Raw genomic sequence first — 13,008 nt, forward strand, 5'->3', positions numbered from 1 at the left:
GTGGATTCACGTTCACGGTTCTCGGCGGGTAGACCGACGTCGGCCTCTCCGCATGATCGACCTGATAAGGATGAGGCTCCGCTTCAAAGCCTGAGAGCTCCAAAACGAAGATTCCCGGCCTTCCGAGGCCGGGAATCTTCGCAGAGCAGCAGGTCAGAGCGCTTCCTTCGACGGAGTAAGCGGCTCCCCCGACTTACGTACTACAGGCAAGACACTCCACGGGAAGTTGATCCACTCATCCGTGCGCTTCCACACGTACTCGCACTTCACCAGCGACTGCGACTTCTCGTAGATGACCGCGCTGCGGACCTCCGCCACGGTCCCCTGGCAGAAGTCGTGCACCAGCTTCAGCGTCTTGCCGGTGTCGGCGACGTCGTCCGCGATCAGCACCTTCTTCTGCGAGAAGTCGATCGCGTTCGGCACCGGCGCGAGCATGACCGGCATCTCCAGCGTGGTGCCGACCCCGGTGTAGAACTCCACGTTCACCAGGTGGATGTTCTTGCAGTCCAGCGCGTACGCCAGGCCGCCCGCCACGAAGACGCCGCCCCGGGCGATCGACAGCACGACATCGGGCTCGTACCCGTCGTCCGCGATCGTCTGCGCCAGCTCACGGATCGCCCCGCCGAAGCGCTCGTACGTCAGGTTCTCGCGCACGTCACTCACGTATCTCTCCGACCTTCTCTTCCCACATCCACACGCCACCCATCGGCGCGTCCCCACACCACCCGCGGCGCACGCGCCGCTACCGCCTCAGACCTGCGTGCGGTGAAAGTTCATGAACGACCGGGACGGCGTCGGGCCGCGCTGCCCCTGGTAGCGGCTGCCGTAGTGCGCGGAGCCGTAGGGGTGCTCGGCCGGCGAGGTCAGCCGGAACATGCAGAGCTGCCCGATCTTCATGCCCGGCCACAGCTTTATGGGCAGCGTGGCGACGTTGCTCAGCTCCAGCGTGACGTGCCCGCTGAACCCGGGGTCGATGAACCCGGCGGTCGAATGCGTCAGCAGCCCCAGCCGCCCCAGCGAGCTCTTCCCCTCCAGACGGGAGGCGAGATCGTCGGGCAGCGTGATGACCTCGTACGTCGAGGCGAGCACGAACTCCCCGGGGTGCAGGATGAACGCCTCATCCCCCTCCGGCACCACCTCGCGGGTCAGGTCGGACTGCTCCACGGCGGGGTCGATGTGCGGATAGCGGTGATTCTCGAACACCCGGAAAAAGCGGTCGAGCCGCACGTCAATGCTCGACGGCTGCACCATCGACTCGTCATAGGGGTCGATGCGCACCCGACCTGCGTCGATCTCGGCCCGGATGTCCTTGTCAGAGAGAAGCACGCAGACGAGGATACGCGCCCACGCCACCCCCACAGCACGGCGAGGGCCCGGCCCCACCGGGGAACCGGGCCACACGCCACGGCGGGGGCCCGGCCCCCATCAGGGAACCGGGCCCACACACCGACACCGCCGGCGTCCGCACTTCCTCCAGATCCTCCGACAGCCCCGCCACCTCAGTGACGCCCCCGGCCGCCGCTACTTCCGCTCCACTCCCCCATCACCTACCGCCACTGCTCCCCCTACCGCTCCCCTTTACCGCTACGGCTACCGCTACCGCTTCGCGTGCTCCACGGGCACCGAGTGCCGCAGCCGAGCACAGCGCGGGCAGCGCAGCAGCCGTCCGGGTCCGAGCCGGTCGGTGGTCTGCATCGGGAACGAAGCGGTGCTGAACACGTGGCCCTCGGCACAACGTACGACGGTGCGTCCCATCAAGTCCCTCTCCCAACTGCGTGGACAACAAAAGCCACATTAGGGGATGAACTCCGCGCCACCACAAGCGGCACTCCGACTGCCACCGTACGCCCCAACTCCCGCCCCCCACACACCCATCCCACCCCACCCACACCCCGCCCACCGGGCACGCCGAACACACCGTCCGGCAGCCATGGGGTAGAGTGTGCGACGATGAACCGCCCTCATCAGGGGCGGCTTACGCGGGTGTAGTTTAATGGTAGAACATGAGCTTCCCAAGCTCAGAGCGCGGGTTCGATTCCCGTCACCCGCTCCATGAAAAAGCCCCAGGCCAAGCGCCCGGGGCTTCTTTGTTGTCTGGACCAGCTCAGGCATCCCGTGCCCGTTGCGTGCCCGATCCCTGATCGTTTGGCTTCTTCGCCACCTTCTCCCGCTCCACCTGGACCAGCCTGTCCAGCCCTGCGGCCACCCCGTGCTGCCGCTCCTGGTCACCGCTCTGGGCAACGCGCCCCACACCGAGCCCACACCCGCACCGGCCCCCGACTACGTCCACCTGAAGAACTCGCTCATCGCCACCGAACCCGTCGGACTGTTCGAAGCGGCCACCGCCCACGGCACCGGCATCGGCCTCAGTTCCCTCTCCCCGACCGGAACCGCCCACGCAGCCCTCGTCACCGACGAGCACCTCATCGCCGACGAGACCGAATCGCCGGCGCTCGAAGCCCTACGCGCTTTGATCCACCAGTGGCGGGAAGCGGGATCTCCTCGCACCCACGAACTCCAAGCGCGACTCGCCCGCGACGGTGATCTCTGGCACGCTCGGGTCAGTCACGCCTAGCACTCCAGCAGCGTTTCTCCATTTGCGCTGGCCAGGAGACCTGTTTGGAGTTTAACGGGCTGATGTCTTGTCAGGTTGGCGGTCGTTCGTTACTCACCTGATCGGGGTGCGTTGAACCTGGCACGGCGACGGGTGTTGAAGCAGGGGTGTGGGCCGCCGAGTTGGAGTCGTTGCTGCTGCGGGTGGGCGAGCGTTTCACCCGGGTGGAGTCGAGACGTCGGATGCGGGACTACGTTCGCGGACTGCTGGGCCCAGTCGGGCGCAAGAACGGTTGGCAGTTGGCCGAGTATGTCGGCCACGAGACCCCCGACGGGCTGCAACGACTCCTCGCGTCGTCCCGGTGGGAGCCCGACGAGGTCCGCGACGACCTGCAGGAATACGTCGCTCAGACCCTGGGCCGCTCGGACGGAGTCCTGATCCTTGATGACACCGGCTTCCTGAAGAAGGGCATCACGTCGGCCGGGGTCCAGCGGCAGTATTCGGGCACCGCTGGGCCGCACCGAGCACTGCCAGATCGGCGTGTTCGCCGCCTAAGCCTCGTCGAAGGGACGGGCTTTAGTGGACCGCGAGTTGTATCTGCCCAAGTCCTGGACCGAGGATCCGGACCGGTGCCGTGCGGCGAAGATTCCCGCTGCCCTGGATTGCGCCACCAAGCCGGAGCTGGCCCGGACGATTGTCCTGCGTGCCCTGGCGTCCGCTCTGCCCATCGCCTGGGTCACCGCGGACGCCGCCTACGGCATGGGAACGACTGTAGTGCGGGGAAGGGGCCAAGGGCCCGCGTGTCTACGACTGGGCCGCCGCAAAGCTGCCCGAGGCCGAGGGCCCGGCAGTGGGCAGGCCACCCATCATCGCTGGGTGCTCGCCCGCCGCAGCCTGAGCCGGCCCGATGAGGTCGCCTATTACCTCGCCTACGCACCCTGCGAGACGACCGTGGCAGAGCTGGTGCGCGTGGCCGGCTCCCGCTGGGCCATCGAGGAATGCTTCCAGGCCGCGAAGAACGAATGCGGCCTGGACCAGTACGAAGTCCGCCGCTATGCCGGTTGGTACCGGCACATCACACTAGCCATGCTCGCCCATGCCTTCCTTGCCGCGATGGCCGCCCGCGCCTTCGAAAGGGGGGCCGAAGAATCGGTTCGATCGCCCTCGCGCCCGTCACCGTGGCAGAAATCCGGCGACTCCTGGACCTTGCCCATTCCCCGAAGGCACGACCACCGCGTTCCTTGCGCCCCGAGCACAGACTCCACTGGTCCAACTGGCGACGCCACCACCAAGCCATCGCCCACACCTGCCACTACCAACGCCGCACGCACCCCGATCAGGTGAGTAACGAACGACCGCCAACCTGACAGGACATCAGCCCGCTAGACTCCAAACAGACCTCCTGACCGGCGCAAATAGAGAAACGCTGCTGGAGAACCAGTACTGCAACGGTGTTTGCTGTGACGGTTGGGCAGGCCGGTCGTTGGTCTGGTCATGGCGGAGGGCCGGGCTGTGAACCACCGACGGTGTGTCGACGAGCTGGTAGAACTCGGTCCGGTAGTCCCAGCCGTCGGCCGACCAGTCGCACCATCCGAGCAGCCGCGGCCGGGGCACGGCAGAAGGCACGGACCGTTCCGCCTCCTTGGGGCCCTCCCACAGCTTCCCGCCCGCTTTGCCTTCGGTTTCGCTGACCAGCCGCAGCCACGCGGTGCTGTCCGGGGCCTTGACGGCCCCTGACAGCGTCCGGTCGGCGTATCCCCACACCTCGCCGCCCGCGGCGTCGGCGAGGCCCAAGCCAGCTCGGCGAGGCCCTGGGTCCAGAAGCACGGCATCAGCCGCCAGGAGGCGCTGCCTGCCGTCAACTCGCCCAATTCAGTGCTGAAGTCCTCCGACAGCAGCAGCTCGTCCGTGACGAGCTGCTCCCGGGTGAGGACCATGACACTCGACGCTGTCCCTGCGCATGCGCACCCACAACGAGGACGCGGCCGGATTGCTGTACACCGCGCGGATGCGAACCGGCGTCGAACCGATCCCCGTGGAGGAATACCGCCAGACCGGCCGGACCTGGGCATACGAGTAGGCCGCTGACACCACAGGGGTTGGCCTCACATTCCGGCCAACCTCAGTTCCGCAGGTCCTGGGCATCAGCATCACTCCGCCCCTGCAACGGACCCGCCGCGCCGCCCGCGACGGGAGCGCCTACCTGGCCAGCCCTCTGTTAAGTCAACATGCCCGGCGCTGGCCGGCTGGGTGCTCCCGGTAGCAGCTGATCAAGTCGTCAGGTGCGAAAGCGCCGTGCGGTGTCGCGCAGTGCGGCTGCGAAGTGGTCGGTGTGGTGGGCCAGGGTGAACAGTGCGGGGGTTACCCGTACGCAGTCGCCACCTGCGGGGCCGCCTCTGCGGACGGTCAGGATGCGGTGACGGTCGAAGAGGTACTGGGCGATGGCGGTGTTGTCGGTCTCGGTGGTGTGCCCCCGCACGCGGAAGGACGTGATCGCGCTGTATGAGCTGGGGTTGTCGGGGGTGAGGATGTCGAGGTTCTCGATGTCCCTTACCTGGCGGACCCAGTGGTCGCGCAGGTAGCGGAGCCGGGCCTGTTTGGCGGGGGCGCCCAGGGCCTGGTGGAAGTCCAGTGCGGCGGGGATGGTGAGGACGGAGGCGGCGTCGAGGGTGCCGGAGTGGACGCGGGAGCGGATGTCGTCGGCGGGGTAGGTCTCGTCGGCAAAGGCGCGGTCGATGTCCTTGAGCCGGTGCTTGCGGATGTAGAGGAAGCCGGTGCCCAGCGGTGCGCCCATCCATTTGTGGAGGGAGCAGATGACGAAGTCGGCGCCGAGGTCGGGGAGGGTGAAGTCGAGCTGGCCCCAGGAGTGGGCCGCGTCCGCGATGACGTCGACTCCCCGGTCGCGGGCGGCGGTGGCGATCTCGCGCACCGGCAGGGCCAGTCCGGTGACGTTGTTGACGTGGGTGAGCAGGAGCAGTTTGACCTGGGGGTGGCGGTCCAGGGCTTGTGTGTAGGTGTCGACGACTGCCTGGGGAGTGGCAGGTTCGGGGATGGTGATGCGGACGACGTTGATGCTGCGGCGGTCTTTGAGCCAGTTCATGGCGTAGCGGGCGCTGTGGTAGTCGAGGTCGGCGTACATGACGGCGTCACCGGGGCGCAGGATGCGGTAGCCGCCGATGAGGTTTTGCAGGGCTTCGGTGCCGCCTCTGGTGAAGGCGATCTCTTCCTTGTCGACGCCGGCGAGGGCAGCGGTGCGTTCCCGTACCAAATCGGCTTCGGCCTTGTAGGTGGTGCGCAGGAGGTAGGAGCTGAGGGTGTTGAGGCGGTCCGCGTTGCGGCGGTAGGCGTGCTGGACCGGGGTGGGCGTGACTCCGTAGTAGCCGTTCTCCAGGTTGGTGAACTGTGCGCTCACCCGGTACTGGCGGGCGATATCACGCCAGAACTTCTCGTCCTGGGCGAGCTGGCGAGGGTTGCGGCCCGCGGAGGCAATCACTGGATCAGGTGATTCTGGCGGCGCGGTGCTGACCGACAGCGGGATGGCGGCGGCACCAAGTCCGGTGACCACGCGGCGCCGGGAAAGAGCCATCGGACCTCCATGGCAGCGGCTTCCTGGGTGCCGGGCCCGGCCGGGAAGCGTGGGGTGGGCGGCGCCAGAGGCGTTACGGGGCTCGGCCGTTTGCGACATTAACAGGCACTTTGCGTGTGTGGATGCGTACCGTATGTGACGTGTCGGTGTCGGTGAGGTCCCGTGGCCAGCTGTCGGCGGGCTGGAGTGCGGCGACGTTGGCCGTGATCCTGGTCGCGCTGGTGCACGTGCTGGGCTGCGCGCACGGACCGCACGCCGGCGGCGCGCGGATCGATTCCCTGCCGCAGGCCCTCTGGACCGCCCCCGCCGTGCCGGTACAGCTTCCTCTGGCATCGCCTCCGCCGGCCGACGGCCATTCTTCCGCCGAGTGCGCGGGGGTGGATGAGGCAAGTGTGGCCAGTCAGCGAGCGACCGTTACTACGCCCGCCGCGGCCTGCGCCGTAGCCCAGGAACCGGAGGGCGGGGCGACAGCGGGGCAGCAGGCCGGGGAGGTGGCTGCCCGCTCTCGGGAGGGGCCAGGGGGCGGGCAGTGGCGGGCGGCGCTGGGGGTGTGGCGCACCTGATCGGGCCCGCCTGCCAGGCGCCCGCGGGCGCCGTCGCGGTCACCGCGCAGCGGCAGGTTTCAGCGCCCTGATCATCTCTACCGCGCGGCCTTGCCCTGCACTGTTCTCGCGAACGGTCGCGGGACGCGCCGCTGGAGACCTGTGCGATGAACACTCTGAACTCCCTCAGCATCACCTGCCCTTCTTCTCTTCCCTTGTCGCCGGCCCAGGTGCTCAGCGCCGGCACCCGACCCGCATATACCCCCGCAGGGCTGGTGGGCGACACTCCTCTGCTGTGGATCGGTGAGCCGTTCGCCCGTTCCGGCCATGGCTTCTGGGCGAAACTGGAAGGCCGCAACCCCGGCGGGATCAAGGACCGCACCGCCCTGCACATGGTGGCCAAGGCGCGCGAGCGCGGTGAACTGCTGCCGGGCGCGCCGATCGTGGAATCCACCTCCGGTACCCTCGGCCTGGGGCTGGCACTCGCGGGAATGACCTTCGGGCACCCCGTCACGGTGGTCACCGACCCGGGCATGGAACCTCTGATGATCGGCCTGCTAGCCGCCTACGGCGCCGAAGTGCAGATGGTCGAACGGCCGCATCCGGTCGGCGGGTGGCAGCAGGCCCGCCGGGAGAAAGTCGAGAAGCTGCTGGACCAGCGGGCGGGTGCCTGGTGCCCGGACCAGTACAACAACCCCGACAACGTCACCGCCTACCGGCCTCTGGCTCTCGAACTGATCGCCCAGCTGGGCCGGATCGATTGTCTGGTGGTCAGCGTCGGCACCGGCGGCCACTCTGCGGGCATCGCCTCGGTCCTGCGCGGCTTTTTCCCCCACCTGTACGTGGTGGGGGTGGACACCACCGGTTCCACCATCTTCGGGCAGCCCGCCGCCCCGCGCCTGATGCGGGGGCTGGGTTCGAGCATCTATCCCCGGAACGTCGACTACGGCCTCTTCGACGAGGTTCACTGGGTGGCCGCCCCCGAGGCAGTGTGGGCAGCCCGCGCCCTGGCCCGCAACCAGTACGCCACCGGTGGCTGGAGCGTCGGCGCGGTCGCCCTGGCCGCACGCCACCTGGCCCACGTGCGCCCGGCCGAGGAGAGGATTGTGGCCGTCTTCCCCGACGGCCCCCAGCGGTACATCGGCACCGTCTTCAACGACGCCTACTGCCAAGAGCACAACCTGCTGGGTCAAGTGCCCGCCGAGGCCCCTGACCACCTCGCCCACCCGGGCGAGCGCACCGTGACCCGGTGGACCCGGTGCACCACCGTCCTCGACCCCCTCACTCCAGCCCCCGCCCCTGGTGGGACGGACGCGGGCACGCTTCGCCTGGCGGGAGCGGCACGGTGAAAACCTTGTGGACCAGCACCCGGTCGTTCCCGCCCGCCGTACAGCTGTTGATGGCCAACCAGTTCGCTATCAACCTGGCCTTCTACATGCTCATGCCCTACCTCGCCGCCCACCTCTCCAGTGACCTGGGTCTCGCCGCCTGGGCAGTCGGGCTGGTGCTGGGGGTTCGCAACTTCTCCCAGCAGGGCATGTTCCTCATCGGCGGCACCCTCGCGGACCGCTACGGCTACAAAGCCCCCATCCTCGCCGGCTGCCTACTGCGCACCGCAGGCTTCGCCCTGCTCGGCTGGGTCGACAGCCTCCCCGCACTGATCGCCGCCTCGGCGGCCACCGGCTTTGCCGGCGCGTTGTTCAACCCGGCCGTACGGGCTTACCTCGCTGCCGGGGCGGGCGAGCGTCGCGTGGAGGCGTTCGCGACGTTCAACGTCTACTACCAGGCCGGCATGCTGTTGGGCCCGCTCGTCGGCCTCGCGCTCCTGGCCGCCGACTTCTCCGCCGTGTGCACCGTCGCTGCCGCGATCTTCGCCGCACTGGCTGTGCTGCAATGGCGCGCCCTGCCCGCCCTCCACAGTGACCAGGCCGCCCCCGGCGGCAAGCCGGTCGGAGTGTGGAGGCAGTGGCGGACCGTTGCGGCCAACCGGCCGTTCCTGCTGTTCTCCCTAGCGATGACCGGTTCCTACGTCCTGGCCTACCAGATCTATCTCGCCCTGCCCCTGGCCGCCGGGAGTGCCCTCGGGCCAGCGGGGACGAAGACCACCAGTGGCCTGTTCATCGTCTCCGCTGCGGTGACGGTGGCCGGGCAACTGCGGCTGACCGGCTGGGCCAAGGCCCGCTGGGACACCTCCCGTTCCCTGGTCGGCGGGCTGACTGCCATGGGGCTGGCCTTCCTCCCTCTCAGCCTCCTGCCAGACGCGGACAGCCTGGCCGCCCAGGTAGTGCTGATCGCGGCGCTGACGGCGGCGGTGGTCCTGCTCGCCGTGGGCAGCGCGGTGGTCTACCCCGTCGAGATGGACACCGTCGTCCGTCTCTCCGGTGACCGCTTGGTCGCCACCCACTACGGCCTCTACAACACCGTCACCGGACTGGGCATCACCGCAGGCAACCTCGCCACCGGAGCCCTGTGGGACTACGCGACGGCCCACCACACCCTCTGGCTGGTCTGGGCCACTCTCACCGCCACCGGCCTCGCCTGCGCGGCAGCGGTGTGGACCCTGGCCCGCACCGGACGCCTGACCATGCCCACCCCCCTGCCCCAAGCGGCCTGACGGTCCCGGCTCGGAGGAAACCCGCGTGCGCATCACCCCGCCCAGTCCGGGGCTGGCCTCACAGTCCTCAGGCGTCACGCAGCAGGGGGCTGAACGTCTCGCATCCGATCTCCTCGGCACGCCTCTGGCCGACGATGGCACCCTTCACCCGCGGGTGCGCCTGTGCCCAGGCGCGGGCGGATGCCTCGCTGGCGAAGAAGTTCAACGCGTCGCAGCACACCGCGGCCGCCGGTCCCGCGTCTTGGCGGCGGCCGACGAACACCACCGCGCTCGCCGGCGCCCACACCGCCGTGCCGCCTCTCACCATGACGGTGACCGGCTCCGCGGTGACCGGGTCCGAGGAGCTGATCACCACGTCCTGGCCGAGCATGGCCGCGATGCCCAGCGCGTCGATCGCGCACATCGCCCACACCTGCACCCCGTCCGCGAGGCGCACCCGGTGCCGGGTAGCGACGGCGGAGAACGGATACGCGGCCAGGACGTGTCCGCTCTCGTCGAGAGTCAGGAAGTCCTCGCGGTCCAGCTCGGCCAACACCTCGTCGGCCGCCCGGCCGGACGAGGCGGCCACCGGCACCAACACATCCGGCTCCGGGGCGGCGCCGGTGGCGGCGAAGTGCCGCAGCACCTGCTGGTGCACCGCCCTCAGCCCACGGTCGGCGGGTGCGCGGCGCCCCCGGCCGGCCCGGCCGACAACGTCCAGCCCGTCCGTCGTACAGCAGTCGTCCGAGGACACCTGCCCCGAGGGGGCCGCGCCGGTGAAAGCCTCGCGCATGGCGGCCTCGCTCGGCGCCCCGGTCACCGTGCCGTCGGCCTCCCGGTACAGGCGGCACGACAGGCTCGGCACCGCCCCGGCGGGCGCGAACTGGTCCACCCCGTCAATCAGGATCGTCGGCGATCCGAGCATTCCGCGCCGGACGGCCTCCGCCGGCTCGTCCACCTCGATCAGCTCCACCTCGGCGTCCCGGCCGGCCAGCGCGGCGGTGACCCGCTTCATCGCCAGTGGCGCGTTCGGGCACTCCGGAACCGTCAGCACCGTGATCCGCATCCAGCTCGCCTCCCAGCTCATCTCCTGTACCGCAGACGGTAGACCTTCCAGCGCACTGGAAGGTCAAGGACTAGCCTGAGAGACATGCGCATCGGCGACCTCGCCGCCCTCAGCGGGCTGACCACCAAGACCATCCGTTTCTACGAACAGACCGGCCTGCTGCCCGCGCCGCCCCGCACTCCCGGCGGCTACCGCGACTACCCCGCGCATGCCGCCACCCGGCTCGGCTTCATCCGTGACGCCCAGCGCGCCGGCCTCACCCTCGCCGAGGTCCGCTCCGTCCTGGCCCTGCGCGACAGCGGCCAAGCACCCTGCGCCCATGTCACCGCACTGATCAACGAGCACCTGGCCGACATCGACCGGCGCATGGCCGAGCTGGCCGCCACCCGGGAGGCACTGCGCGGCCTCGCAGACCGTGCCGCGGCGACCAACCCGGCCGCCTGCACCGAGGACGACATCTGCTCCATCCTCGCCCCGGACGCCGCGCAGCCCTCCGCGTGCTCTCGCAAAATGACCAGTTGCGAAAATTCTGCGAGCCCCCCGGAACGTGTCCGTTCTAACCAAGCAGGGGCTCGCGGAACTCCGGCGTCCTGAGAGGCGTTTCCGAGAGACTTCCCGGGTATATCTGACGCCCAATCAAGCCGCAAACGCGGCAGAACGTAACGACCGTCCGAAGCGTGAGGCCCGGCCGGCGGCTCCCTGCCGCACCCGCAGAGGTAAGACGGCGACGCCACGCCGCTCGTTTCATCCTCATCGGACCACGCCCTGTCCGCGCCCGAATCACCGGACGCGGGAGCGGCATTGGTCCGGACTGATGGGGCCCATCCAGTGGCAGGTGCTGGACCAGTGGCAGGTGCTGGACGGGAAGGCCGGTAGGTGACCGCCCCAGTGATCAACAGTCCATGGTTTTCTGAATTCAGGATCGCGTGTACTGTCGGTCTGGTGTTGACTGTTGCCTCCGACATCGAGGTGCTGGCCCGGTTCGGTCGCGCGCTCGCCGACCCGATCCGCTGCCGGCTCCTGCTCACCCTGCGTGAAGCCCCCGCCTATCCCTCCGACCTTGCCGACGCGCTGGGGATCTCCCGTACCCGACTGTCGAATCACCTGGCGTGTCTGCGCGACTGCGGCCTGGTCGTCACCGTGCCCGACGGGCGCCGCACCCGCTACGAACTGGCCGACGAACGCCTGGGCCACGCACTCGACGACCTGCGCACCGCCGTGGTGTCCGTCGAGACGGACCGTACCTGTGTGGATGCCGAGGAGAAGGGCTGCTGCTGACCATGACCGCGGACGTATCCATATCCCTCGACCCCGGCCCGGCCCGCCGCGACGCGCTCGCGAAGCGGATACGCCTGCTGGTCGCCGCGACGATCACCTACAACGTCATCGAGGCGATCATCGCGATCACCGCCGGGACGATCGCGTCCTCCACCGCGCTGATCGGCTTCGGCCTGGACTCGATCATCGAGGTCTCCTCCGCCGCCGCGGTCGCCTGGCAGTTCTCCGCCCGCGAGCACGCGGTGCGCGAAGCGCGGGAGAAGACCACGCTGCGGATCATCGCCGTGTCCTTCTTCGGGCTCGCCGCGTACGTCGCCGTCGACGCCGTCCGGGCCCTGGCCGGCACCGGGGAAGCCGCACGGTCGATCCCCGGCATCGTGCTCGCCGCCCTGTCCCTGGCCGTGATGCCGTTCCTGTCCGCCGCCCAGCGCAAGGCCGGGCGCGAGCTCCACTCCGCCAGCGCGGTTGCGGACTCCAAGCAGACCCTCCTGTGCACCTACCTGTCCGCCGTGCTCCTGGTTGGCCTGGTCCTCAACGCCACCCTCGGCTGGTCCTGGGCTGACCCGATCGCCGCCATCGTCATCGCCGCCGTCGCCGTCAAGGAGGGCCGCGACGCCTGGCAGGGCAAGGGCTGCTGCGCTCCCTCGGCGGCCGGACCCGCTACCCCGGCCACCGAGTCGGACGCGTGCGGCTGCCAACCCGGATGCGACTGCTGCATCTGACCCCCGCGCACGACACAGATGAGGCGCCGGCGCCGCCGGCACAGCGTCGCTCCGGTCCGCACACAGTCCGCAAGACACTCGCTCAGGACCGTGGCACCCCATCGCCAGCAATCGGGAAAAGGCCAGGTCAGCGACCTGCAACGACATTGCCGCAGGTCACCGACCCGACCCCTCACTAGGACAGCGAGAAGCCCACTGAGCCAGCGACTGTGGCGGTCGTCTGACCCCGAGCATGACCAAGCCCCTGGGTGACCCAGGGGCTTCGTCGTATTCGATGTGAGAACTCGTCCACAGCACAGGCAGGTGCCACGCCTTCGCTCGACTGGCACCCCTTCGCACAAGCAGTGCCGGCAAGCCCACCCTCCTCCGCCCGTCCGTGTCGAGCAACGCGGCGTACTTTCGCCCGCGTCGACGAGGGCATCTGCCTCCGACAGTCTTGCCGAACCGCTCCCGAGCTCATCGTCAGCCCGCGTTACGACGGTCGCCGGACCGCCGGGCGGATATCCGTCGCTGGCCTTCAGACAAGCTTGGTCATGGTCTTTCCGCAGCAGCAGGTCGGATCCTGCTGTCCCTGGCAGGTGGGCGGAGCGCCCTTGGTCACGGTGACCTCGCATCCACATGCCGGGTCGGGACAGCGGTAGACATCGCCCTGGGTGAATGGCATCGC

At 69.1% G+C, this 13,008-nt stretch carries 12 protein-coding genes, 1 tRNA gene and 1 pseudogene; 8 read left to right on the forward strand and 6 right to left on the reverse strand.

Translation table 11 applies throughout. The features are described from left to right. Positions 1–153: 153 nt before the first annotated feature. Complete coding sequence (locus ACZ45Z_RS25370) at positions 154–654, reverse strand: phosphoribosyltransferase (protein ID WP_468367016.1); 501 nt, start codon at positions 652–654, stop codon at positions 154–156. A 96-nt stretch (positions 655–750) separates the two neighbouring features. After that, positions 751–1,326, reverse strand: coding sequence for a dCTP deaminase (dcd, locus tag ACZ45Z_RS25375; protein ID WP_468366607.1), 576 nt, complete (start codon positions 1,324–1,326; stop codon positions 751–753). 653 nt (positions 1,327–1,979) lie between these two features. Here dcd and ACZ45Z_RS25380 point away from each other — a divergent pair. The 3 genes and pseudogenes from ACZ45Z_RS25380 to ACZ45Z_RS25390 all read left to right on the forward strand — a co-directional run bounded on the left by ACZ45Z_RS25380 (position 1,980) and on the right by ACZ45Z_RS25390 (position 3,898). After that, positions 1,980–2,053, forward strand: a tRNA-Gly gene (locus tag ACZ45Z_RS25380). Between the two features lie 69 nt (positions 2,054–2,122). After that, the gene (locus ACZ45Z_RS25385) at positions 2,123–2,575 is read left to right on the forward strand and encodes a hypothetical protein (RefSeq protein WP_468366610.1); all 453 of its coding nucleotides are present in this window, start codon (positions 2,123–2,125) and stop codon (positions 2,573–2,575) included. 146 nt (positions 2,576–2,721) lie between these two features. Continuing rightward, positions 2,722–3,898, forward strand: a pseudogene (locus tag ACZ45Z_RS25390) (IS701 family transposase). 30 nt (positions 3,899–3,928) lie between these two features. Here ACZ45Z_RS25390 and ACZ45Z_RS25395 read toward each other — a convergent pair. Next, positions 3,929–4,348 carry a hypothetical protein gene (locus ACZ45Z_RS25395; RefSeq protein WP_468366613.1) on the reverse strand — a complete coding sequence of 140 codons (420 nt, stop codon included), beginning with the start codon at positions 4,346–4,348 and terminating at the stop codon, positions 3,929–3,931. A gap of 484 nt (positions 4,349–4,832) precedes the next feature. Then, positions 4,833–6,047 (reverse strand): aminotransferase class V-fold PLP-dependent enzyme, encoded by a 1,215-nt coding sequence (locus tag ACZ45Z_RS25400; protein WP_468366615.1) that lies wholly within the window; start codon positions 6,045–6,047, stop codon positions 4,833–4,835. A gap of 802 nt (positions 6,048–6,849) precedes the next feature. Between ACZ45Z_RS25400 and ACZ45Z_RS25405 the strand changes: the two genes are divergently transcribed. Beyond that, on the forward strand, positions 6,850–8,031 hold the full coding sequence (locus tag ACZ45Z_RS25405) for a PLP-dependent cysteine synthase family protein (protein ID WP_468366617.1): 1,182 nt from the start codon (positions 6,850–6,852) through the stop codon (positions 8,029–8,031). Next, positions 8,028–9,296 carry an MFS transporter gene (locus ACZ45Z_RS25410; protein ID WP_468366620.1) on the forward strand — a complete coding sequence of 423 codons (1,269 nt, stop codon included), beginning with the start codon at positions 8,028–8,030 and terminating at the stop codon, positions 9,294–9,296. The genes ACZ45Z_RS25405 and ACZ45Z_RS25410 overlap by 4 nt, the downstream gene beginning before the upstream one ends. A 67-nt stretch (positions 9,297–9,363) precedes the next feature. On the opposite strand, the gene merB is transcribed toward ACZ45Z_RS25410, so the two are convergent. Beyond that, positions 9,364–10,362, reverse strand: a complete 999-nt coding sequence (gene merB, locus ACZ45Z_RS25415) for an organomercurial lyase (protein WP_468366623.1) — start codon at positions 10,360–10,362, stop codon at positions 9,364–9,366. Positions 10,363–10,425: 63 nt separating this feature from the next. Between merB and ACZ45Z_RS25420 the strand changes: the two genes are divergently transcribed. The 3 genes from ACZ45Z_RS25420 (at position 10,426) to ACZ45Z_RS25430 (ending at position 12,341) form a co-directional block, all read left to right on the forward strand. Next, complete coding sequence (locus ACZ45Z_RS25420) at positions 10,426–10,935, forward strand: heavy metal-responsive transcriptional regulator (protein ID WP_468366625.1); 510 nt, start codon at positions 10,426–10,428, stop codon at positions 10,933–10,935. 348 nt (positions 10,936–11,283) lie between these two features. Further along, on the forward strand, positions 11,284–11,619 hold the full coding sequence (locus ACZ45Z_RS25425; protein ID WP_468366628.1) for an ArsR/SmtB family transcription factor: 336 nt from the start codon (positions 11,284–11,286) through the stop codon (positions 11,617–11,619). Between the two features lie 2 nt (positions 11,620–11,621). Next, on the forward strand, positions 11,622–12,341 hold the full coding sequence (locus ACZ45Z_RS25430) for a cation efflux transmembrane domain-containing protein (RefSeq protein ID WP_468366631.1): 720 nt from the start codon (positions 11,622–11,624) through the stop codon (positions 12,339–12,341). Between the two features lie 517 nt (positions 12,342–12,858). On the opposite strand, the gene ACZ45Z_RS25435 is transcribed toward ACZ45Z_RS25430, so the two are convergent. Continuing rightward, positions 12,859–13,005 (reverse strand): hypothetical protein, encoded by a 147-nt coding sequence (locus tag ACZ45Z_RS25435; RefSeq protein WP_468366633.1) that lies wholly within the window; start codon positions 13,003–13,005, stop codon positions 12,859–12,861. Positions 13,006–13,008: the final 3 nt, after the last annotated feature.

This window comes from Streptomyces sp. NPDC031210, assembly GCF_055570395.1.